Origin of the sequence: Ancylobacter terrae, assembly GCF_045108345.1 — a bacterium.
In the GTDB taxonomy this organism is placed as follows: Bacteria; Pseudomonadota; Alphaproteobacteria; order Rhizobiales; family Xanthobacteraceae; genus Ancylobacter.
Genome location: NZ_JBJGXH010000001.1, coordinates 2,373,042 through 2,393,533, shown reverse-complemented (window position 1 = coordinate 2,393,533; position 20,492 = coordinate 2,373,042). Strand labels below are relative to the sequence as shown.

Genomic DNA, 20,492 nt, shown 5'->3' with positions numbered 1-20,492 from the left:
GCGTGTGCTCCTTGCTGCGGTCGGTCGTGTGCGGGCTTGCCGGGCGGATCATCCCGGCCCGACCCGAAGTGCGGCGTCGCGCGAGGTGAGGGCGCCGACGACAAAGGCGAGGTTGGCGGCGGCGATCAGCGCGCTCGCATGCGCGTCGGCCTGCGCCTGGCGCGCGTCGAGAAGCCCGCTATCGGCGGCATTGGCCGCGGTTACGGTGCCCACGCCGTTGCGATAGCCATCGATAGCGGCGTCATAGGTGGTGGAGGCGGCGCCAGCGAGCGCGGTTGCCGCCCTGTAGGATTCAAGGGCGGTGCGCAGCGCGTTGCTGGCGGCGACGATCTCCCCGACGGCGTCGGTCTGCACCCGCCGGAAAAGGCTCTCTGCCGCCTCGGCGCGCGCCTGGGCCTGCTTCAGCTGCGCGGCGCGCAGGCCCGCATCGTAAAGCGGCATGGTGGCACCGATCAGCACGCCCGATCCCGTCGCCTGCTGCCCGATGGTCGGCAGGCCGTTGGCGTTGAAATTGCTGTCGCCGGTGGCGATGGCGCCGGCGACGAAGACTTTCGGCAGGAACTCGACCTCCGCCGCCTTGATACCGGCCCGGCTCGCCGCGAGTGCCGAATAGCTCGCAGCGACATCCGGACGCTGGGCGAGCGCCAGCTTCACCATGGCGTCGAGCGGTACGTCGGCCGGCGCCGGCAGGCGGCGCGTGCCGGAGTTCGCCACCCGCAGCCGCGCCGTCGCGTTGATGCCGAGGGTGGAGATCAGCGCTTGATAGGTGTCACGCTCCTGCCCTTCCGCCTGCACGCGCCGCAGCTCCGATTGCGCGACCTGCTGGCGTGCCTGCGCGACCTCGACCGTGGTCGCCAGCCCACGCCCGAGCCTATCCTCGGCGGCGCTGCGGATGGCGAGACTGTTGCTCAACGTCTGCCGGGCGATCTGGCTGCGTGTCACCGCTGCGCCGTAAATGTAATAGCTGCGGGTGACATCGAAGATGAGCTTCTGATGCGCGCCGTTGAAAAGCACGTTGGCGGCCATCGCACCCTGCTTCGCTGCATCCGCCACCGCCGCCCGCTGGCCGAAATCGAAGATCAACCATTGGAGGGCGACAGAGGGGGCGACGCCCTCCAGGGTCGTGGTGAGATAGCGCTGGGTGCCGGAGGGCACGGGGATCGACGCCGTGGTGTCCTGCCGCCCGGCGATGACATTGGCGGTAATCAACGGCAGATAGGTCGCCTCGACCATGCCGACCGCCAGCGCGGCCTCGCGCGCCCGCTGCCAGGCGCCACGCGTCGCCGGGTTGTTCCTCTGGGCGAGGTCGATCAACTCCGGCAGGCGGTAGGTCCGCGAGAGGTCCACGCCGTCGGTGGGCGGCAGCTCGGCCAGCGCCGGATTGGCGGGGATCGCGAAATCGGCCGCCCCTGTGCGTGTCGCCGGAGAGGCTGCGGAAGGCTCCGTACGTGCGCTCCACAGGCCCGCCTCTCCACCGTTGGGGGTCCACGGCGCGTCGGCCGAGGGCGAGGTCATGTTCGCGGCGTTGGGCGCACACGCGGCGAGAGCCAGCACGGCGAGGAGGAGCGGCCACCGCCTCATGCCGCCACCTTCGCACGCAGCTCGGTAAGTCGGGCCTGGACATCGCCATTCTCGCGGCCGAGAGCGAGATCGCGATTGAGGGTGGTCATGTCCCGCCGGGCCGACAGCAGGGCGGACTGGGTCTCCACGTCGGGGCGGATGCTGCGGGGCTCGAAGGGAATAAGCTCCAGAAGCTCCCCGGCCTTGCCGATCTCGGCTTCCACCTGCGCCGCCTGGGCGATGGTGCCGCCGCGGCCGTCGCGGGGTACGTCCGAAAGCCGCGCCAGTCCGTCGATGGCGGTGAGCAGGTGGCCACGCGCCGCGCTTTCGATCGACACCGGCCATATGCGGGTGAAGATGACATAGACGACGAGATTGCCCAGCAGGATGCCGACAATGCGATCCCAGGCGGTATCGAGTGAGGTCGTCGGCCCGAAGCCCTGGAGTACGGTGAGAAGGAAGGCGAGAGCGATCTGCACTCCGCCATAGGCGATGCGTTCCGGGCCGGTCGAGACCCAGGCGCCGATCAGGACGCCGGCGAAGACCAGCGCCATCAACCCACCGATGCTCTCCAGCCGGGGCATGACGAACAGGATCGACGCCATCCCCATCGCCGCGCCGATGAGACAGCCGCCGATGCGCAGGCCGAGTTTGTGAACCGTTTCGCCCGTCGTGCCGAGGGCGGCGACATAGCAGGTGATCATCGCCGTGTGGATGCCCTGCCAGTCAAGACCGCTGTAGATGATGTAGCAGACGACCGCTGCCGCCGTGGTCTTCAGCGCGAAGCGGACGTAGTCGGGATTCCTAAAGGCGTCGGGCGCAAGGAAGGGGGGGCTTGGGGCGGGCGTCACCGGACCTTCGGGCCCGCCGGCCATGATGGCGAGCGAATCCCAAGCTGCGCGTTCGGCAGCGCTGGCATCGGGCGGCGGACCGATCGGGCGCGGCGGGCTCCGGTTCGCGCAGAGCGCCTCTCGTGCAGCGCGGATCGCCGCCGCGAGGGTGGCGCGGTGCTCGGTCGGCACGTCGGGGGGAAGCGCCGCCACCGCCAGCATCAGCCGATAGCCGGCTCGGCCGTCGCGTCCCACCTGCGCCGCATCACCTCGCGCCAGGAGATTCAGCAGGCGAACGAAGCCGCTCTGCTTCTCCGCCGCGTCATTGCCCGCCCGCAGCAATTCGTCGAGCGGGGCACGCGGACCGCCGTCGAGGGTCTGCGCGCTCGCTTCCAGCCTTTGCAGCAGGCTCATCCGCAGCAGCCGCACGGGCGAAAGCCCGAGCACGAGGTTGAAGCCGATCATCCAGGCCATCGGCATCATCGCCATGTAGGCAGCATAACGCAGGCCGAAGCTGAGCGCATCCGCCACCGGCGCGAGGCTCACCAGCGTCAGCAGGAACGCCACGACCAGGGCGATGACGCCGCCGGTCTCGCCGAGTTGGCTGGCCGCGCCGAGGAAGAGGAAGGCAAAGGAGACGAGGGCGATGGCCAGCAGCCGCAGACCGGGCGAATCCGCCGTGGCGTTGATGAGCGGTATCATCAGCGCGACGACGACCGCCACGAGTGCGATCAACCCCACCGCCGTGCCGATGTTCTCGACCGCGCTCGGCTTCATCAGGAAGATGACGAGGTAGCAGCTGATCGCAGCTTCCGGCGTCTGGTAGAGCATCGCGGTGGCGGAAACGAGGGCACAGAGCAGCGCGATGCGCCAGGTCAGCGCCAGGCGTCCGGGAAAGGGCGCGAGGTCGGCGCGCAGCCGCGCCCACCACGGCGGACCCTCGGCGGGCGCGGAATGAGCCAGAGGTTGCGTGCTCATTCGCAGCGCTCGCCATGATGCACGATGGCGACCGCCGAGGCGCCCATGCGCATCAGCGACTCGGGCGGATCGATGAGCCGGATGCGCACGGGAAAGCGCTGGGCGATGCGCACCCAGTTGAGCGACTTCGGTACATAGGGCAGGCCGCGCGGCACGTTCAGGAGCCCTTCCGAGAGCACGCCCCAGCCAATGCCCTCGACCCGTCCGCGCAGCGGGAGAGACCGGTCGGCGAGAACGAAGACGCGCGCGCAGTCGCCGACCTCGATGGACGCGAGCTCCGTCTCGCGGAAGGAGGCGCTGGCGAACCAGGCTTGCGTGTCGATGAGGGTGAAGACCGATTGGCCCGGCGCCACGATTTCGCCGGTGGAGACCGTGAGGCCGACGACGCGCCCCTCATGTGGGGCGCGGACCTCGGTATCGGCGAGGCCGCGTTCTGCCAGCGCCAGCGCCGCTCGGCGCGCCTCGACCAGTGCCTCGGTGCCATCCAGCGTGCTGACGAGGCTGGCGGCAGCCTGTGCCTGCTTCTCCGCCTGGGCGAGGCTCGTGCGCGCATCGTCTCGCGCGGTTCGGGCGTCATCGACCTGCTGCGCGGTGACATAGCCCTTGGGCAGCAAGGGCGTCAGGCGGGCGAGTGTCTGCTCGGCCAGCGCAAGATTAGTGCGAGCGCGGGCGATCTGCTGGTCGGCGATGATCGCGTTCGATCGCTCCGCGTCGATGGCGCGCTGCTGCGCGTTCTGCGCGGCCTCCGCCATACGAAGTTCCGCGCGCGCCTGCTCGACCGCCAGCCGGTACGGCGTGGCGTCCAGCGTGAACAGCAGCTGATCCTTGGCGACCTTCTGGTTCTCGCTCACGTCCAACGTGACGATCCGGCCGGCGACGCTGGACGCAATGTTCACGATGCTCGCGGTCAGCACCGCGTCTTCCGACAGGGGATTGTCGTCGGCCCGCTTGAGATACAGGCCCCCCAGAGCAATCGCGCCGATGATGATGAGCGCCGCGATGCTGGTGCCGACAAGGCTCGATGAACGGGAATAGGCCGACCGTGCCATGCCTAGCGCCCGTAAACCGACAGGGCGAATGCGAAACCGATCAGTGCGGTAAGGGCGCCATAGACGGCGAGCCGCCAGGGCAGAAGTTCATCGAGGCCGACGCGGACGAAGATGGCCTTGAGGAAAACCCCGCCAAGAATGCCAACGGCCGCGCACACTAGCCAATAGGGAAAGTAGGCTCCGAATAATGGCTGTGATGGTGAGGCGTTTTGAGTGCATCCTCCCAAGCCTAGCTGCAACGTCGTGGCGATAAAAATGCAGGAGAACGACCTCATTCGCTGCTGCATGATTTGCGTCGAAATACCTTGCCGTCGAATTGCATGACATCAGCGCGCCGCCAAGCGGCGGCGCATATCATGTGCCATTCGATTCACTATCAAAAATGAACCTCTCCTGCCAGTAGGTGACCTGAACCAAATCCGTCCGCGGAGAGCCATTATGATCCTGGATCACCTCCGCGAGGTGGGCGGCTCTCGCCGTGCGCCACGGCGAGTTTGGTGTGCACCCGAGTTCGTCACATGCCTGAAGAGGGGCGCGCTGCCATCACCCGGCATCTTTATCGGGCGCGCGAGGGTGTCGGAGGCCCGCGCGGGGTGCGCAGCAGCACGGCATCGGTCGGGTTTGGCGCGGGGTCAGGGCCGTCCGTCGGCTCTGTGGACGCGAGGTTAAGCTAATTTGACGCGCCCATCGAATTCGATCCGGCTCACAGAGCTCGGTATCGAGTGCTGCGCCGACGCTTGTAGCAGCGCTCGCCGTCGTCCCCGCGACCAGTACAGAAGAGCACTGCCTGCCAGCCCGGTCGTCTGCGAGCGCTTGGCGCTACTTGGTCGCGGCCGCCTTCGCGTAAGCCGTCTCCAGCTTTTCCAGTTCGGCGCAGCCCTTGGGACAGAAGATCTTCAGCGTGACAATGTTTTCCTGCGCCTTGTCGAGGCGGCCGGTGGTAATGAACAATTCGCCTTGGTACTCGATCGCCTGCAGGTGCTCGGGATTGTAGTAGAGCGCTTCGCGGTACCATCTGTCGGCCTCGTCATAGCGGCCGACGTTGCGCAGGCTGAAGGCCAGCAGGTTGAACACATCCGCGTGCCGCACCTTCTGCGCCAGCGGCTCCAGCTCCGCGACCGCCTTGGCGTATTCCCCGGAATAGATCAGCGTGCGAATGGGTGCGAGGTCCGGTAGCGCGTCGGAGGGCGGGGTATCGACGGCAAGGGCGGCGCTTGCCAGCATCGCCGTCGTGGCGATGAGGGCGCCGCGGAGCCAGGCGCAGGGCGCGAAAGGCTGCGCCATCACGCCGCCTCCACATGGACGGCGTATTCGCCCATCTGCTCGAGGATGCGCCGCTTGAGGCCGGCAAAGACCGGGCTGCCGCGGTCGCGCGTATGGGGGAGATCCACCCGGACCTCATCGACGATGCGGCCGGGATTGGCGTGCATCACCAGAATTCGGTCGCTCAGATAGATCGCCTCGTCCACGTCATGCGTCACGAGGATCATCGTGGTCTGCTCGATGCGCCAGATGCGCAGCAGTTCTTCCTGCAGGCGAAGCCGGGTGAGCGCGTCCAGCGCGCCCAGCGGCTCGTCGAGCAGCAGCACTTCCGGGCGGTTGACCAGCCCGCGGGCAATGGCAGCGCGCTGCGCCATGCCGCCGGAGAGCTGGTAGGGATACGCCTTCTCGAAGCCGCGCAGGCCCACGAGCTGGATATGGTCGCGAATGGTGCGCTGCTTCTCCTCGCGGCTCCAGCCGGAATTCTCCAGGCTGAGGCCGATATTTTCCTCCAGCGTCAGCCAGGGCAGCAGGCGATGGTCCTGGAACACGATGCCGCGCTTCAGGCTGGTGCCGCGTACGGGTTCGCCATGCAGGCTGATGAGGCCGGAATAGTCGCTGTCCAGCCCGACCACGAGGCGCAGTATCGTCGACTTGCCGCAGCCGCTGGGGCCGACGATGGAAACGAACTCGCCGGCGGCGACGTGAACATTGATCCGTTCGAGGATCTTCAGCGGACGCCCGTCCACCTCATAGAATTTCTCGACATCGCGTAGGTCGAGATTGCCGCGTGTGCTCATGCTTCATCCGATCTGTCGCCCGGCGGTCACGGCCGCCGGGCTGTGAGGGGAAGGGCGCCCGTCAGGCGGTGGCGAGAGCTTCCTCGAGATAGGAGGAGTCCGCCCAGGACCGGCTGTCGAAATCGCGGGCGATATAGCCGTGCTCCAGCAGGAACCGCTTCTGCCGGTCGATGCCCGCGAGCTTCCTGTCCGAGAGTGTCGGCAGGAACGCGGTGCGTGCGATGGCCGCTTCCGTGTTGGCGACGCTGGGGTGGTAGGTGACCCTGTGCAGGATCGTCGCCCCCGCCTTGCGATTGGCGTCAAGCTCCGCGGCGAGGTCGAGATCAAAGCCGTCTTCGGTGTAGACGCGCGCCGCCGGCACGTCGGCCTTGGCGGGCAGATGCGTGACGCCGATGCGCAGCGGCGCGAGGGGGACCGGGGCCGCCACGCTCACCGTGGCCAGCAAGGCGCACGCCGTGAGAGCCCAAAGACAGGCGACACGGCGAGATAGGGTGGGCGGGGTCGGGCGGTTCACGGAATCCCCATCGCGGCGAAGCGGAAAAGCCTCGTGAGCATGGCCCAGCTGCCGGGGAGTTATTCCCTCGATCCACCCGCCGGGACGGAGGAACCGCCCAAAGGACCGGGGGAAGATCAGGACGTATTTCCCCTCAGGCACCCCTAGGCTTTCCAGCTGACGCGCTGCTGCGACCTTCGCCGGCGGAACAAGGAGACAAGCCATGACCGTGCAGCCCGAGGCCCGCCAATTCGAGGGCGAGAATGCCATCGCCACCCTCACGCCGGCTGCGCTGCACGCGGCCATCCGTGAGCCGGGTGAGACTGCTGTCGTCGACGTGCGGGAGGGCGGACGCTTCGAGGCCGGGCACGTCTCGGTCGCTGTGCCGCTGCCGCTGCCGCTCGGCGAGCTGGAGCTTCATGTCGAGCGGCTGTTGCCGCGCCGCTCGATCCGGCTGGTGGTGACCGATGACGAGGGTGGTGCGCTGGGGCGCCGGGCTGTGCGACGCCTGCACGCGCTCGGCTATGGCGACGTCGCGCTGCTGGCGGGCGGGCTTGCCGCCTGGGCGGCGGAAGGCTTCGAACTGATCACCGGCCAGTACTCGCTGAGCAAGGCGCTGGGCGAGTTCGTCGAGCGGCGTTACCACACGCCGCGCATCGGCGTCCGGGAGCTCGAGGAGCGCTTCCGCTCGGGAGGCGATCTGGTGGTTCTCGATACACGACCGCTCGAGGAGTTCCACCACATCAGCATTCCCGGCGGCGTGGCGGCTCCCGGAGCTGAACTGCTCTACCGCGTGTTCGACGCGGTTCCCTCGCCGGATACGCCGGTGGTCATCAACTGCGCGGGCCGCACGCGCGCGATCATCGGCGCGCAGGCGCTGCTCAATGCCGGCTTCCCCAATCCCGTGGTGTCGCTGGAGAACGGCACCAGCGCCTGGATCCTCGCCGGGCTGGAGCCCGGTCGCGGGGCCACAGAGAAGGTCGGCCCGCCGAGCCCGGAGGGGCTTGCCCGGGCCCGCGCGGCCGCCGCGCGCATCGCGGAGCGTTTCGGCGTGCGGCGGATCGATGCCGGCGAGCTCGCACGGCTGCGCGCGGAGGCCAACCAGCGTTCACTTTATCTGCTCGACGTGCGCACGCCGGAGGAATTCCTTGCCGGTCATCTGCCCGGCACGCTGTCGGCACCGGGCGGGCAGGTGGTGCAGACCACGGACAGCTTCATCGGCACGCGCGACGGGATCGTTGTGCTGGTGGATGACGAGGATGGCGTGTTGCCGCTCTGGCGGTGGCGGAGATCGCGGCGAGTGTCGGGCGGCCGGGTGCTCGCCCTGGCGGGCGGCACGCAGAGCTGGGTCGACGAGCGCCTGGAATTCCGCAGCGGCGTCGACCAGCCCGCGCTGGTGCCGGAAGAGGCGCTGCCGCCGCTGCCAACCCTGGCGGAGCGGCGGGTTGCTCTCGAGGCCTATGTGCGCTGGGGTGATGGGATCGTGGATCAGCTGGAGCGCGACGGCTTGGTGCGCTTCCGCGCCTTCGATTGAGAATGACGCGCGTGCCTCACCGCTGGCACGCGCGTCGTCGTCACCGCGCGTAGATGCCGCCCCTTACGCGGATGATATCGGGAGGGCGAAGCTGCGCAGGAATTCGGCGACGTTGCGCGGGGAGGCCCTCATGTCCGGCGTCAGCTTCGTCCGGCCCAGCCGACCAGCAGCCGTTCGATCAAGCGCACGGTGAGTTCGAGCGCAAAGGCAACAGCGGCGATAACGAAGATGCCGGCGATGACCACATCCGTGGCAAGGAAATTGGCCGCGGACTGGATCATGAAGCCGACGCCGCGCGTTGCCGCGACCAACTCCGCCGCCACCAGCGTCGACCAGCCGGCACCGAGGGCGATGCGCGTGCCGGTGAGGATCGAAGGGAGCGTCGAGGGAAGCACCACGAAGCGCAGCACCTGCCGGGGTGTGGCGCCCAGCGCGCGGGCGACATTGACTCGATTACGATCGACGGCGCTCACACCGGCCGCCGTGGCGAGAACGATGGGAGGCAGCATGGCGAGACCGATCACCAGCACCTTCGCCGCCTCGCCGATTCCGGCCCAGATGATGACGAGCGGCAGATAGGCCAGCGGCGGGATCGGGCGCAGGAACTCCACCACGGGATCGAGGATGCCGCGTCCCACGGTTGAGAGGCCGATGGCGAGGCCGGTCGGTACGCCGATAAGCAGCGCGGCGCCTAGCGCGGCGAAGACGCGCAGCAGGCTGGCGCTGAGGTGCTGCGCCAGCGTCGCGTCGACAAAGCCCTCATTTGCAAGGCGAAAAAGCCGTTCGGCGACGGTGGCGGGCGACGGCAGAAAGAGCGCGGGGACCAGTCCGAGGCCCGTCACCAGCCCCCAGAGCGCGACGAAACTTGCCAGCGTGGCCAGCGAGATGGTCACGCGCGGCGGAATGGTCCGCGTCTTCGGCGCCGGGGCCGTCCCCTGTTCGGCGCTGCGGGGCAGTCCTTCGGATGGCACGAGGTGCGGCAGGGGCATGTCCGCCACGGGAACGGGGCTGGGCAGGTCGGTGCGGGGGGCGTTCATCCGAGGTCTCCGGCTGCGGCGGCACCGTTGAAGATGACCTGGCGCAGCCGCTCGCGGGCGGCGACGAAGTCCGGCAAGGCCTTGACTTTACTTCCGATTTCGAGCGCCTGCCGGGCGAACGGAATGCCCTCGTCAAGGATGATACGGCCGGGTGGGCCGGCGAGGATCAACAGCCGGGTGCCCAGATAGAGCGCCTCGTCGAGGCTGTGGGTGACGAACACGATGGTCTTGCCGGTGCGCTGCCACACCTCCAATACGAGGTCCTGCATCTGCTCGCGGGTGAGCGCGTCAAGGGCGCCAAGCGGTTCATCCATCAACAGAATATCGGGATCGGCGATGAGCGCGCGGGCGAGGCTGACGCGCTGGCGCTGGCCGCCGGAGAGTTGCCAGGTCGCATGCTCGCCCTTGCCGGCGAGCCCCACCAGAGCGAGCGTATCCTCGGCCCGTTTCTGACGTTCTTTCAAGGGGATGGAGCGGAGGCGCAGGCCGAAGGCCACGTTCTCGCGGGCGTTCAGCCAGGGATAGAGCGCGTCCGTCTGCAGCACCACGCCGCGATCGGCGCCAGGGCCGGTGATGCGGCGCTGGTCGACCCGGATCTCGCCCTCCGTCGGCAACGAAAAACCGGCTATCGCATTGAGAAGCGTAGACTTTCCGCAGCCGGACGCGCCCAGCAGCACGACGAATTCACCGGCCGGGATGGCAAGATCGATGTCGGCGAGCACGGGTGTGTCGCCGCCCTGCGGTTTCGGATAACGCACGCCGAGATGGTGGATGGTCAGTGTCATGGGAACGACCAGTCAGACCGATGAGGCCAGTGAGTGCGAGAGAAAAGGGCCCGGCATCGGCACCCTGTCGGGAGCGGATGCCGGGCCTCAAGTTCGTCGCGGGTCTCACCAGCCACGACGCTCGGGAACGGGAGGATCAGCCGAGGGAAAACCGGCAGAGGGACCGGATCAGTTGAGCTTGGCGGCCTGCTCGGCCGGGAGGCGGCTGACGGCAGGGCCGTAGTCCTTGAGCACGGCGTCGATACGGCCCTGTTCCTTCAGGAAGGCGGCGGTCTGCGCGATCGCCTCCACCGTGCCGCCGCCGAGCAGGCCCTCGGAGACCTGGTCGGCCAGCAGCGGGAACTTGTTCCCCTTCAGCAGTTCGGGGATCTGCTCCGGCTTGGCGCCGGTCAGCTTGGCAATGGCCGCGACCTGCGGCGACGAAGCGGTCCAGCTGGCGCCGTTCTTGGCGTAATCGGCGTAGGAATCGGCGGTCACCTTGACGAACTGGGCGACGATCTCCGGGTGCGCCTTGGCGAAGTCCTTGCGCACGATCCAGGCGTCGAAGGTCGGGGCGCCCCATTTGGCGACCTCGGCGGAGGAGGTGAAGACCTTGCCGGTTTCCTTGATCTTGCCGAGGGCCGGATCCCACACATAGGCGGCGTCGATGTCGCCGCGGGTGAAGGCGGCGGCGATCTCCGGCGGCCGCAGGTTCAGGATCTCGACGCTCTTGGGGTCCACGCCCCAGTGCTTCAGCGCCGCCAGCAGCGAATAGTGCGTCGTCGAGACGAAGGGCACGGCGACTTTCTTGCCCTTGAAGTCGGCGGGCTTGTCGATGCCGGCGCCGTTGCGCACCACCAGCGCCTCGGCATCGCCGAGCAGGGCGGCGACATAGATGGTCTCGATCGGCACCTCGCGGCTGGCGGCGGCGGCGAGCGGGGAGGAGCCGACATAACCGATCTGGATCGCGCCCGAGGCGATGGCGGCGATCACATCGGCGCCGCTGTCGAACTTGCGCCAGTCGATGCTGGACTTGGTCGCCTTCTCATAGGCACCGCCGGCCTGCGCGACCTTCGCCGGGTCGGCGCCGGTCTGGTAGCCGATGGTCACGTCGGCGGCGAAGGCGGGCGCGGCGAACAGCAGGCCGAGCGCGGCCGTGGCGGCGAAAACGCCGCGGCGGGAAAGACGGGACATAGGGTTCATCCACTCGAGCGGGACCCGGTGGCGCGCGGCTCCGCGCGACGCCAGCCATCAGGTCGGGAAAGGGAAAACGGGGCCGTGCCGTGCGCTGCGCACAGGGGGCCGGATGGGAAAGGCGGCTCAGCCGCGTCGACAGATCCAGGTCATGAAGCGCGCTCCCCCTCGAGCGACATCGAAAATGCCGTGGCGATCACGTGCGGACCGCGAGGGCGGCGGGCCGGGTTCGTCCGCCGCTGATGGGTAGTCGAGCAGACTGCGCCGGCAGCGTCAACATAAATCTACTAAATTAGTAGAATTATTTCGCCCCGACGCGACGCGGCGTGGCAGGCGCCGTTACGGACGGCGCGGCGGACGCGGCGTCCGAGGCCCCGAGCGACGCGGTTGCGTTGTCCCGCGCGGGCGGCGCCCCGAGCGCCTGCGCCACCGCGCCGGCGATGCGGATGGCGTGGTGGGTCACATCCGGCAGGCCCATCAGCTCGCCGATCGTGCCGCGCGCCAGCGGGCCGGCGACCAGCAGCGTGCCGCGCGCCGTGCCGTCGGCGCCGATCGCCGCGCCCTCCGGCGTCACGTCGATGCCGAGCCGCAGCGGGTCGGGCCGGGCGAGGCCATGGGCCTCCAGCGCCGCGAGGGCCGGGTTCGAGGCGAAGACCGACCCATGCGCCGGGCCGGTGGCGACGATCACCGCGTCGAAGCTGTGCTCCTCCCGCGCCCCGCGCCGGCGGTCGAGCAGGCTGGCGCGGATCGTGTCGCCCTGCCGCGCGATGGCTTTCAGCGAGGCGGGGCGGATGGCGAGCGTGCCGTCGGCAAGGCGTCGGTCCAGCACCTGCTCCACCTGCGGGGCGATGCGGAAGCGGTGCACGTCCCAAAACGGGCGCAGATGGCGCAGCAGCCGCGCGCGCTCGGGCAGCGGCAGGCCGCGCCAGATCGCGCTGCCCTGCAGACGCACCTGATCGAGCACGCAGTGCCAGCTTTTCCCGGCCTGCTCGGCGTCGGCGACCGCCGCGCGGATGCGGCGCACGAGCGTCCCGGCGGTGCGGACGGGCGGGCTGGCGAAGTCCCCGAACGGATCGTGCTGGGCGGCGGGGTGGCCGCGCGAGCGCAGGCCGCGCCGGGAGACGGCGAGGATCTCGCCGCGATGGCCCCGCGCCGCGAGGCTCGCCACGATGTCGGCCATGGTGAGGCCCGTGCCGACGATCAGCACGCGGTCCTGCGGGCGAATGGCGTCGAAAGCGCCATCCTGCCAGGGGTCGCGCACATAGCGCGGATGTCCGGCAAGCTCCGCTTCGACCGCGCGGGGCGCGGCGGGCGCCGCATGGGCGACCGCCAGCACGACGATCCCGGCGCGGATGCGCGTGCCGTCGGAGGCCGTGATGAGATAGCCCGCGCCCGCGGTGCCGCCGGCCTGCGCCACGTCGTCCGGCCGCGTCACGTCGTCGGCCCATGCAATGTCCTCGGCCAGCGCCCGCACATGACGCAGCCGCGTGCCCAGCGCCGCGATGGCTTCAGCGACATAGGCGCCGAACACCGCGCGGGCGGGGAAGTTGAGCGTACCGATGCGCGCGGCCGCGTCGGCCTCCAGCGCGCCGGAGGCTTCCAGCCAGTCGTTGAAATGGTCGGGCGCGTCGGGGACCAGCGACATGCGCGTCGCCGGCACGTTGACGCGGTGCTGGCGATCCGACGCGCTGTAGGCGAGGCCACGGCCGATCTCGGCGCGCGGTTCGATGATGACGATGTCGGCGAGGTCCGGCCGCTGGCGCAGCAGGTGCCAGGCGACGGCGGCGCCGGAAAAGCCGCCGCCGACGATCGCCACCGGGGTCTCGATCAAGGCGGTGTCCCGGCCGCGCCCGGCATCATCGGCCGCGCCGGGGGGCTGCGCGCCGGGCGGGACGGCGCTCACGACTGCGCCGCGCGCACCGGCGGGCGGTAATCATTGGCGATGGTCTCGCCGAAGGGGCCGGTATTCACCTTGCCGCTCGCCTGCGCAATGGAGTGGTTGAGCTTGAGGCGCGGCAGAACCAGCTCGGCCACGCGGTAGGCTTCCTCCAGATGGGGGTAGCCCGAGAAGATGAAGCTGTCGATGCCGAGATCGGCATATTCGCGAATGCGCGCCGCCACCGTCTCGCCCGAGCCGACCAGCGCGGTGCCGGCGCCGCCGCGCACCAGGCCGACGCCGGCCCACAGGTTGGGGCTGACTTCCAGCCCGTCGCGGCGCCCGCCATGCAGGGCGGACATGCGGGCCTGGCCGACCGAATCGAGGCGCGAGAACACCTTCTGCGCGGCGGCGATGGTGTCGTCGTCGAGATAACGGATGAGGTCCTCCGCCGCCTCCCACGCCTTGGCGTCGGTCTCGCGGGCGATGACGTGCAGGCGGATGCCGAAGGAGACCGTGCGGCCCTCGGCCTCGGCCAGCGCGCGCACCTGCCTGATCTTGGCCTCCACCGCCGCCGGCGGCTCGCCCCAGGTGAGGTACTTGTCGATATGTTCGGCCGCGACCTTGTTCGCCGCCTCGGAGGAGCCGCCGAAATAGAGCGCCGGGCCGCCCGCCTGCTGCGGCGGGAACAGCAGATGGGCGTCCTCGACCTTGATGTGCTTGCCGTAATAGGTGACGCGCTCGCCGGCCAGAAGGCGGCGATAGACGGCGAGGAACTCGTCCGTCACCTCGTAGCGCTCGTCATGGTTGAGGAAGATGCCGTCGCCGGCATTCTCCACCGGATCGCCGCCGGTGACGATGTTGATGAGCAGCCGGCCGTTGGAAATGCGATCGAGCGTCGCGGTCATGCGGCCATAGAGGGTGGGCGAGGCAAGGCCCGGACGCACCGCCACCAGGTAGCGCAGATTCGTGGTCACCGGGGCGAGGGCCGAGGCGACGAGCCATGAATCCTCGCAGCTCCTGCCGGTCGGAATCAGCACCCCGTAATAGCCGAGCCGATCGGCCGCCTGCGCGATCTGGCGCAGATAGTCGATATCGACCTCGCGCGCGCCGAGGCCGGTGCCCAGATAGCGCCCGTCGCCATGGGTGGGCAGGAACCACAGGACATTCAGGCCGTCGCCGGTGGCGGCGGGTTGGGAGGCGCCGGGGTGAGACATGGTGTTTTCCCTATTCTGCGGCGACCGGACGTGTCGCGGGGTGGCTCGCCGGTCTGAGGACGTTCAGGATCTGGCGCTTGAGCGCCTCGATATCGGGTTAGCCGGGCTGGCGCGGGCGGTCCGCTGCGACCTGCAGGATCGCGGCGACCCGGCCGGGATGGGGCTGCATGACGACGACGCGGTCGGCGAGGGTCAGCGCCTCGTCGATGTCATGGGTGACCAGCACCAGGGTCGGGCGGGCATCGTCCCACAGCGCGAGCAGGTGCTGCTGCAGGTCGGCGCGGGTGAAGGCGTCGAGGGCGGAAAAGGGCTCGTCGAGCAGGAGCACCCGCGGGCGGGTGACAAGCGCGCGGGCCAGCGCGACGCGCTGCGCCTGACCTCCGGAGAGCTCGCGCGGCCAGCGTGTGCCATGGCCGGGCAGGCCGATGCGCTCCAGCGCCGCCGCGACCCGTGCCTCGCGCGCGGCACGCGAAAGATACGCGAGCCCGAAGCCGATATTCTGCTCCACGGTGAGCCAGGCGAGCAGGCGCGGGTCCTGAAAGACGATGCCGACCGCCGGGTGCGGGGCGGTGATGACCTCGCCATCCACCTCGACGCGCCCGGCGCTCGGCCGGTCCAGCCCGGCGACGAGGCGCAGCAGCGTGCTCTTGCCGCAGCCCGAGCCGCCGACGATGGCGAGGATCTCGCCGGCTTCGACGCTCAGCGTCAGATGGGCGAGGGCCTGCGTGCCGGTCGCGTAGGTCTTGGCGATGTGGTCGAGGCGCAGCATGGTTCAGCCCTCGCCCTGCGCGCGCTGGGCGGTGTCTTCCCAGCGCAGGAACGGGCCGCTCGCGGCGACCAGAAGCGCATCGGTCAGCTTGCCGAGGACCGCGAAGACCACGATGGCGGCGACGATCTGCGCCGGCTTGCCGAGCTGCTGGCCATCGACCAGCAGATAGCCGAGCCCCTCGGACGCGCCCATGAACTCGGCGGCGACGACGAACATCCAGCCGAGCCCGAGCCCGGAGCGCAGGGCAACGACGTAGTGCGGCAGCACCGCCGGCAGCAGGATGCGGCGGGCGAGCTGGAGGCGGGTGAGCCGAAAGCTGCGGCCGACCTCGATGATCTTGCGGTCGACCGAGAGAATGGCGCCGAGCGTGCCGAGATAGACCGGAAAGGCAACGCCGACGGCGATCAGCGTCACCTTGGACGCTTCGAAAATGCCGAGCCACAGGATGAACAGCGGCACCCAGGCGATGGAGGGAATGGCGCGCAGGCCCTGAAGCGTGGGGTCGAGCAGCGCGCGGGCGAGCCCCGAGGCGCCGGCCAGCGCCCCGAGCAGCGTGCCGGCGGCCACGCCCAGCGCGAAGCCGGCGGCGACGCGGGCCAGGGTGGCGCGGATGTGAAGGGCGAGATCGCCGCCGCGGGCGAGTTCGGCGAGCGTCGCGAGAATGGCGCTGGGGGCCGGCACGAGGCGCCCCTGCGCCAGGCCGGAACGGACGGCGAGCTCCCACGCCAGCGCGGCGCCGAGCGGCAGAGCGAGACCGAGTAGCGCCCGCTGCCAGCCCCGCAGGCCGCGCACGCGCCGCTCGACGGGCGACGCCGCGAGGGGCGTCTCGATGATGCCGTCCGCCGCGCTCATCTCACGGCCCCGGCGGCAGGTAGCGGGAATCGATCAGCACATCCACCGTGCCGGGCACGTCGACGCCGGCGGCGACGACGCCCGACTGCTGCAGCGCCTTGCCCGCGGCGGTGATGGTCTGCTTCTGCGCCTCGCCGATGGGCCCGTGGGTCAGGTCGGTGCGCTCGAGCTGGCGGGCGATGACCGGGGCGGGGAGCTTGGTCGCGCCTTCGAGCAGCGCGGCCAGTTCCTTCGGGTTCGCGACCGCCCATTTACGCGCCTTCTCGTAGGCGGCGAGAACACGCTTGACGATCTCCGGGTTCTCCTGCGCGAAGGCCTCGCGCACATTCAGCACGCCCCAGCTATTGGCGGCGGGGTCGCGGAAGAACAGCACCGCCCCGTCCTCCAGCTCGGCCGAGGCCATGATGGGGTCGAGCCCGGCCCACGCGTCGACATCGCCGCGCGTGAGCGCGAGGCGGCCATCGGCGTGCTGGAGCAGCACGAAGCGGACATCCTTGTCGGTGAGGCCGTTCGCGGCGAGCGCGCGGATGAGGAAGATGTGCGGATCGGTGCCGCGGGTGACGGCGACGCTCTTGCCCTTGAGATCGGCGACCTTGGTGATGCCGCTGTCCTTGCGCGTCACCAGCGCGGTCCACTCCGGCCGCGAATAGACATAGACCGACTTGATCGGGTTGCCGTTGATGCGTCCGACCAGCGCCGCCGCGCCGGCCGTGGACCCGAAATCCAGCGAGCCCGCGTTGAGGAATTCCAGCGCCTTGTTGGAGCCGGCCGACTGCACCCAGCGGATGGCGATGCCGTCCCTGGCGAACTCCTCCTCCAGGAACTTCTTGTCCTTCAGCACGATCGACACCGGGCTGTAGGTCGCCCAGTCGACGCGGATCTCGGTCGGCGGCGCGGCCTGGGCGGGAGCGGCGGCAAAGCCGCACAGCGTCAGCGTGCCGGCAACCGCGCCAGCGGCGAGGACGGCAAGCGAGCGCCGGGTGAAAGGCCGGCGGAAGGCGTCGGTCATGGGGGCGGCTCCGATCATATATCTATATTTTCGATAGACTAATGGCTTGAGCCGTGCAAGAGGTGTGTGAACGACGCGCCGGTGACCGCGGCCGCCCGCTACGGGCGCGCAGGGCCGCCCCGCACAGGGCCGGCTATCGAGGAAGATGCGCATGAGCACGCCGACCATCGGCACGCCGACCATCGGGACGCGGGTCACCGGCTCGCAGACGGTCACGGCGCGCGGCCACCGGCTCACCGGCGTCGATGCCTTCGCCGTCTGCCGGGCACGACCACTGGCCGCCGGCGCCCGTCTCGCCGGGCGCGATTTCAGCGAGGGCATGGTCGCCGCCGGTCCTGCCGAACAGCGTGTCGGGCGGCTGGTCGGAAAAGCCGTCCACGCGCTCGGCGCGCGCCGGCAGACGCATCATTCCGCCATCGGAAAGGCCGCCTGATGTCGCTGGCAGAACGTTCGGCGCGCCCGCGCGGCGCCGACTTTGGTCCCACGGCAACCGGCCGCCGTGCCGCCGCCGTGCCGGCCGGGTCTCGCGCCCGGCTGCTGCGCCTCGAGGCCCGGCTTGCCGGCTGGCTCCTGCCGGCACTGCTCGTCATCGCCTGGGAAGTGCTGGCGCGCTTGGGCTACATCGCGCCGAACGTGCTGCCCGCGCCCTCCGCCGTCGCGCTGGCCGGCTGGCAGGCGCTGAAGTCGGGCGAACTCCTCCACCACATGGCGGTGAGCACCGCGCGCGCCTTCGCCGGGCTGGCGGTCGGCGGGTTGATCGGGCTCGTCTTCGGCATCGCCAACGGCCTCTCCGGCGTGTCGCGGCGCTATACCGACACGACGCTGCAGATGGTGCGCAATGTGCCTCACCTGGCGCTGATCCCGCTGGTCATCCTGTGGTTCGGCATCGACGAGGAGGCGAAGCTGTTCCTCGTCGCGCTCGGGGTGTTTTTCCCGATCTATATCAACACGCTGCATGGCGTGCGCACGGTCGATCCGCAGCTCATCGAGATGGGCCGGGTCTATGGCATGGGCCCACTGACCCTGTTCCGGAAGGTGATCCTGCCCGGCGCGCTGCCCTCCATCTTCGTCGGGCTGCGCTTCGCGCTCGGCATCATGTGGCTGACGCTGATCGTCGCCGAAACCATCGCCGCTTCCTCCGGTCTCGGCTACATGGCGATGCAGGCGCGCGAGTTCCTGCTGGTGGACGTCGTCGTGCTGGCCATCCTCATCTACGCGCTGCTCGGCAAGCTGGCGGATGTGCTGACCGCCGGGCTGGAGCATCTGTGCCTGCAATGGCACCCCGCCTTCCACACGCCGAAGAGCTGACGGGAGCGCTGCCCATGACCGCCGCCCCCGCATCCTGCGTCGCCCCGCCCTTCCGCACCCCGTCGCCGGCCGCCTCCCACGGGCTGGGTGTCCATGTCGAGCGCCTGTCGCGCCGCTTCGGCGAAAAGCGGGTGCTGGAGCGGCTCGACCTCGCCATTCCCGCCGGCCAGTTCGTCGCCGTCATCGGCAAGAGCGGTTGCGGCAAATCCACCCTGCTGCGGCTCATAGGCGGGCTGGACGAACCCTCGAGCGGCAGCATCGCCTTTGACGGCGGTGCCGACCGCGAGGCGATCCGGCTGATGTTCCAGGAGCCGCGCCTGCTGCCGTGGCAGCGCGTCGGCGCCAATGTCGAGGTCGGTTTGCCCCGGCGCACGCCGGCCGCCGAGCGAGCCGGGCGCGCCCGCGCCATTCTCGGCGAGGTTGGCTTGGCCGACCGGGTGGGCGAATGGCCGGCGGTGCTGTCCGGCGGCCAGAAGCAGCGTGTGGCGCTCGCCCGCGCGCTCGCCTCGCGACCGCGTCTGCTGGCGCTCGACGAACCGCTCGGCGCCCTCGATGCGCTGACCCGGATCGAGATGCAGGGGCTGATCGAGCGCATCTGGCTGGAGCAGCGCTTCACCGCCCTGCTCGTCACCCACGACGTCGCCGAGGCGCTGGCGCTGGCCGACCGCGTGATCCTGATCGACCAGGGGCGCATCGCCTTCGACCTCGACGTGCCGCTGCCGCGCCCGCGCCGGCGCGGTTCGGCCGAACTCGCGGCGCTGGAAGAGCGCCTCCTCTCCCACCTCTTCGCCGGCTGACAAAGGAATCCTCATGACCCGCCTGTCCCGTCGCTCCGTGCTTGCCGGCGCCGCCGGCCTCTCCGCGGGCCTTGCCGCCACCCTGTCCGCCCCGTCGCTGCGTCCGGCCCGTGCCGCCGCCGAGGTGCGCGTCGGCTTCCAGAAATACGGCACGCTGGTGCTGCTGAAAGGACGCGGCATCCTCGAGAAAAAGCTGGAGCCGCTCGGCATCGCCGTGAAATGGGCCGAGTTCGCCGCCGGGCCGCAGATGCTGGAGGCGCTGAACGCCGGCGCCATCGATATCGGCCAGACCGGCGAAGCGCCGCCGATCTTCGCCCAGGCGGCGAGCGACAACCTGGTCTATCTCGCCAATGAACCGCCCGCGCCCAAGGGCGAGGCGATCCTCGTGCCGAAGGACAGCCCGATCACCTCGGTGGCCGAGCTGAAGGGCAAGACGGTCGGCCTCAACAAGGGCTCGAACGTGCATTTCCTGCTGGTGAAGGCGCTGGAAAAGGCGGGCGTGCCCTATTCCGCCGTGACCACCAAGTTCCTGCCCCCCGCCGATGCGCGCGCGGCGTTCGAGAAGGGGGCGCTTGACGCCTGGGCGATCTGGGATCCGTTCCAGGCCGCCGCCGAGGTGGCGATCAAGGCGCGTACGCTCACGACCGCCGAGGGGATCGTGCCGAACTACCAATTCTACCTGGGTTCGCGCAGCTTCGCGAAGGCCAACCCGAAGGTGATCACCGCGCTGATCGCGGCGATCCGCGAGACCGACGACTGGATCCAGAAGGACCCCGCCGCCGCCGTGGCCGAACTCGCGCCCTCCACCGGCATTCCCGCGCCGATCCTGTCCATCGCGGTGGGGCGGCAGAGCTTCGGCGTCGCCCCGCTGACCGACAAGGTCATCGCCGACCAGCAGCTCGTGGCCGATACCTTCTTCGAGCTCGGCCTGCTGCCCCGGAAGATCGTGGTGGCCGACGCGGTGATCAGCGCCGCGGGCTGACCGCCCCGTGCCGCTCGGGGAGGGTGCCGCTGCCGGAGTGGCACCGCCGCGAGACGCTGCTTCGAGCGGTCGGCAGGCGCCGTCCCTCGATCAGGCCGCCGCCGCAGCAACCCGGGGCGGCTTCACGCCGATGTGGGAAGCGTCGTGGTGCTTGCCATGACAGGAAAGGGCTCCGCCGCGCGG

Annotated in this window: 20 protein-coding genes; 5 read left to right on the top strand and 15 right to left on the bottom strand. The window is 69.8% G+C overall.

Annotated features, from left to right (window positions below):
- Positions 1-48: 48 nt before the first annotated feature.
- The 7 genes from ACEUEL_RS11505 to ACEUEL_RS11475 all read right to left on the bottom strand — a co-directional run bounded on the left by ACEUEL_RS11505 (position 49) and on the right by ACEUEL_RS11475 (position 6,922).
- Positions 49-1,581: a TolC family protein gene (locus tag ACEUEL_RS11505; protein ID WP_405705026.1), complete on the bottom strand. Its 1,533-nt coding sequence runs from the start codon at positions 1,579-1,581 to the stop codon at positions 49-51.
- Positions 1,578-3,368 carry an FUSC family protein gene (locus ACEUEL_RS11500; RefSeq protein ID WP_405705023.1) on the bottom strand — a complete coding sequence of 597 codons (1,791 nt, stop codon included), beginning with the start codon at positions 3,366-3,368 and terminating at the stop codon, positions 1,578-1,580. The genes ACEUEL_RS11505 and ACEUEL_RS11500 overlap by 4 nt, the downstream gene beginning before the upstream one ends.
- Positions 3,365-4,417, bottom strand: coding sequence for a multidrug transporter subunit MdtN (mdtN, locus tag ACEUEL_RS11495; RefSeq protein WP_405705020.1), 1,053 nt, complete (start codon positions 4,415-4,417; stop codon positions 3,365-3,367). Before mdtN ends, ACEUEL_RS11500 begins: the two co-directional genes overlap by 4 nt.
- Before the next feature lie 2 nt (positions 4,418-4,419).
- Positions 4,420-4,692, bottom strand: a complete 273-nt coding sequence (locus ACEUEL_RS11490) for a YtcA family lipoprotein (protein ID WP_405705017.1) — start codon at positions 4,690-4,692, stop codon at positions 4,420-4,422.
- 544 nt (positions 4,693-5,236) lie between these two features.
- A complete protein-coding gene (locus ACEUEL_RS11485) occupies positions 5,237-5,701 on the bottom strand; it encodes a tetratricopeptide repeat protein (RefSeq protein WP_405705014.1) in 465 nt (154 codons plus the stop codon).
- A complete protein-coding gene (locus ACEUEL_RS11480) occupies positions 5,701-6,477 on the bottom strand; it encodes an ABC transporter ATP-binding protein (RefSeq protein WP_405705011.1) in 777 nt (258 codons plus the stop codon). Before ACEUEL_RS11480 ends, ACEUEL_RS11485 begins: the two co-directional genes overlap by 1 nt.
- Before the next feature lie 61 nt (positions 6,478-6,538).
- Positions 6,539-6,922 carry a hypothetical protein gene (locus ACEUEL_RS11475; RefSeq protein WP_405705009.1) on the bottom strand — a complete coding sequence of 128 codons (384 nt, stop codon included), beginning with the start codon at positions 6,920-6,922 and terminating at the stop codon, positions 6,539-6,541.
- Between the two features lie 271 nt (positions 6,923-7,193).
- On the opposite strand from ACEUEL_RS11475, the gene ACEUEL_RS11470 reads away from it, so the two are divergent.
- The gene (locus ACEUEL_RS11470; protein WP_405705007.1) at positions 7,194-8,504 is read left to right on the top strand and encodes a rhodanese-like domain-containing protein; all 1,311 of its coding nucleotides are present in this window, start codon (positions 7,194-7,196) and stop codon (positions 8,502-8,504) included.
- Positions 8,505-8,644: 140 nt separating this feature from the next.
- On the opposite strand, the gene ACEUEL_RS11465 is transcribed toward ACEUEL_RS11470, so the two are convergent.
- The 8 genes from ACEUEL_RS11465 to ACEUEL_RS11430 form a co-directional block, all read right to left on the bottom strand.
- Positions 8,645-9,493, bottom strand: coding sequence for an ABC transporter permease subunit (locus ACEUEL_RS11465; RefSeq protein ID WP_405706722.1), 849 nt, complete (start codon positions 9,491-9,493; stop codon positions 8,645-8,647).
- Between the two features lie 44 nt (positions 9,494-9,537).
- Positions 9,538-10,326, bottom strand: a complete 789-nt coding sequence (locus ACEUEL_RS11460; RefSeq protein ID WP_405705004.1) for a taurine ABC transporter ATP-binding protein — start codon at positions 10,324-10,326, stop codon at positions 9,538-9,540.
- Between the two features lie 168 nt (positions 10,327-10,494).
- Positions 10,495-11,499 carry a taurine ABC transporter substrate-binding protein gene (tauA, locus tag ACEUEL_RS11455; protein ID WP_405705001.1) on the bottom strand — a complete coding sequence of 335 codons (1,005 nt, stop codon included), beginning with the start codon at positions 11,497-11,499 and terminating at the stop codon, positions 10,495-10,497.
- Between the two features lie 301 nt (positions 11,500-11,800).
- A complete protein-coding gene (locus ACEUEL_RS11450) occupies positions 11,801-13,330 on the bottom strand; it encodes an FAD/NAD(P)-binding protein (RefSeq protein WP_405704999.1) in 1,530 nt (509 codons plus the stop codon).
- A 68-nt stretch (positions 13,331-13,398) separates the two neighbouring features.
- Positions 13,399-14,592 (bottom strand): FMNH2-dependent alkanesulfonate monooxygenase, encoded by a 1,194-nt coding sequence (gene ssuD / locus ACEUEL_RS11445; protein WP_405704996.1) that lies wholly within the window; start codon positions 14,590-14,592, stop codon positions 13,399-13,401.
- A gap of 97 nt (positions 14,593-14,689) precedes the next feature.
- On the bottom strand, positions 14,690-15,361 hold the full coding sequence (locus ACEUEL_RS11440; RefSeq protein WP_405704993.1) for an ABC transporter ATP-binding protein: 672 nt from the start codon (positions 15,359-15,361) through the stop codon (positions 14,690-14,692).
- Between the two features lie 3 nt (positions 15,362-15,364).
- Positions 15,365-16,213 (bottom strand): ABC transporter permease, encoded by an 849-nt coding sequence (locus ACEUEL_RS11435; protein WP_405704990.1) that lies wholly within the window; start codon positions 16,211-16,213, stop codon positions 15,365-15,367.
- 1 nt (position 16,214) lies between these two features.
- A complete protein-coding gene (locus ACEUEL_RS11430) occupies positions 16,215-17,222 on the bottom strand; it encodes an aliphatic sulfonate ABC transporter substrate-binding protein (RefSeq protein ID WP_405704987.1) in 1,008 nt (335 codons plus the stop codon).
- Between the two features lie 151 nt (positions 17,223-17,373).
- Between ACEUEL_RS11430 and ACEUEL_RS11425 the strand changes: the two genes are divergently transcribed.
- The 4 genes from ACEUEL_RS11425 to ACEUEL_RS11410 are packed head-to-tail and all read left to right on the top strand — an operon-like array spanning position 17,374 to position 20,309.
- Complete coding sequence (locus ACEUEL_RS11425; RefSeq protein WP_405704983.1) at positions 17,374-17,655, top strand: hypothetical protein; 282 nt, start codon at positions 17,374-17,376, stop codon at positions 17,653-17,655.
- Positions 17,655-18,530, top strand: coding sequence for an ABC transporter permease subunit (locus ACEUEL_RS11420; protein ID WP_405704980.1), 876 nt, complete (start codon positions 17,655-17,657; stop codon positions 18,528-18,530). Before ACEUEL_RS11425 ends, ACEUEL_RS11420 begins: the two co-directional genes overlap by 1 nt.
- Positions 18,531-18,544: 14 nt before the next feature.
- Positions 18,545-19,327 (top strand): ATP-binding cassette domain-containing protein, encoded by a 783-nt coding sequence (locus ACEUEL_RS11415; RefSeq protein ID WP_405704977.1) that lies wholly within the window; start codon positions 18,545-18,547, stop codon positions 19,325-19,327.
- A gap of 13 nt (positions 19,328-19,340) precedes the next feature.
- Positions 19,341-20,309: a sulfonate ABC transporter substrate-binding protein gene (locus ACEUEL_RS11410; RefSeq protein WP_405704975.1), complete on the top strand. Its 969-nt coding sequence runs from the start codon at positions 19,341-19,343 to the stop codon at positions 20,307-20,309.
- Positions 20,310-20,492 lie beyond the last annotated feature (183 nt).

What these genes read in the sequence shown, in the direction of transcription:
- ACEUEL_RS11505 (WP_405705026.1), bottom strand. Translation starts at nt 1,581, where the DNA reads ATGAGGCGGTGGCCGCTCCTCCTCGCCGTGCTGGCTCTCGCCGCGTGT.
- ACEUEL_RS11500 (WP_405705023.1), bottom strand. Translation starts at nt 3,368, where the DNA reads ATGAGCACGCAACCTCTGGCTCATTCCGCGCCCGCCGAGGGTCCGCCG.
- mdtN (WP_405705020.1), bottom strand. Translation starts at nt 4,417, where the DNA reads ATGGCACGGTCGGCCTATTCCCGTTCATCGAGCCTTGTCGGCACCAGC.
- ACEUEL_RS11490 (WP_405705017.1), bottom strand. Translation starts at nt 4,692, where the DNA reads ATGAGGTCGTTCTCCTGCATTTTTATCGCCACGACGTTGCAGCTAGGC.
- ACEUEL_RS11485 (WP_405705014.1), bottom strand. Translation starts at nt 5,701, where the DNA reads ATGGCGCAGCCTTTCGCGCCCTGCGCCTGGCTCCGCGGCGCCCTCATC.
- ACEUEL_RS11480 (WP_405705011.1), bottom strand. Translation starts at nt 6,477, where the DNA reads ATGAGCACACGCGGCAATCTCGACCTACGCGATGTCGAGAAATTCTAT.
- ACEUEL_RS11470 (WP_405705007.1), top strand. Translation starts at nt 7,194, where the DNA reads ATGACCGTGCAGCCCGAGGCCCGCCAATTCGAGGGCGAGAATGCCATC.
- ACEUEL_RS11465 (WP_405706722.1), bottom strand. Translation starts at nt 9,493, where the DNA reads ATGCCCCTGCCGCACCTCGTGCCATCCGAAGGACTGCCCCGCAGCGCC.
- ACEUEL_RS11460 (WP_405705004.1), bottom strand. Translation starts at nt 10,326, where the DNA reads ATGACACTGACCATCCACCATCTCGGCGTGCGTTATCCGAAACCGCAG.
- tauA (WP_405705001.1), bottom strand. Translation starts at nt 11,499, where the DNA reads ATGTCCCGTCTTTCCCGCCGCGGCGTTTTCGCCGCCACGGCCGCGCTC.
- ssuD (WP_405704996.1), bottom strand. Translation starts at nt 14,592, where the DNA reads ATGTCTCACCCCGGCGCCTCCCAACCCGCCGCCACCGGCGACGGCCTG.
- ACEUEL_RS11440 (WP_405704993.1), bottom strand. Translation starts at nt 15,361, where the DNA reads ATGCTGCGCCTCGACCACATCGCCAAGACCTACGCGACCGGCACGCAG.
- ACEUEL_RS11435 (WP_405704990.1), bottom strand. Translation starts at nt 16,213, where the DNA reads ATGAGCGCGGCGGACGGCATCATCGAGACGCCCCTCGCGGCGTCGCCC.
- ACEUEL_RS11430 (WP_405704987.1), bottom strand. Translation starts at nt 17,222, where the DNA reads ATGACCGACGCCTTCCGCCGGCCTTTCACCCGGCGCTCGCTTGCCGTC.
- ACEUEL_RS11425 (WP_405704983.1), top strand. Translation starts at nt 17,374, where the DNA reads ATGAGCACGCCGACCATCGGCACGCCGACCATCGGGACGCGGGTCACC.
- ACEUEL_RS11420 (WP_405704980.1), top strand. Translation starts at nt 17,655, where the DNA reads ATGTCGCTGGCAGAACGTTCGGCGCGCCCGCGCGGCGCCGACTTTGGT.
- ACEUEL_RS11415 (WP_405704977.1), top strand. Translation starts at nt 18,545, where the DNA reads ATGACCGCCGCCCCCGCATCCTGCGTCGCCCCGCCCTTCCGCACCCCG.
- ACEUEL_RS11410 (WP_405704975.1), top strand. Translation starts at nt 19,341, where the DNA reads ATGACCCGCCTGTCCCGTCGCTCCGTGCTTGCCGGCGCCGCCGGCCTC.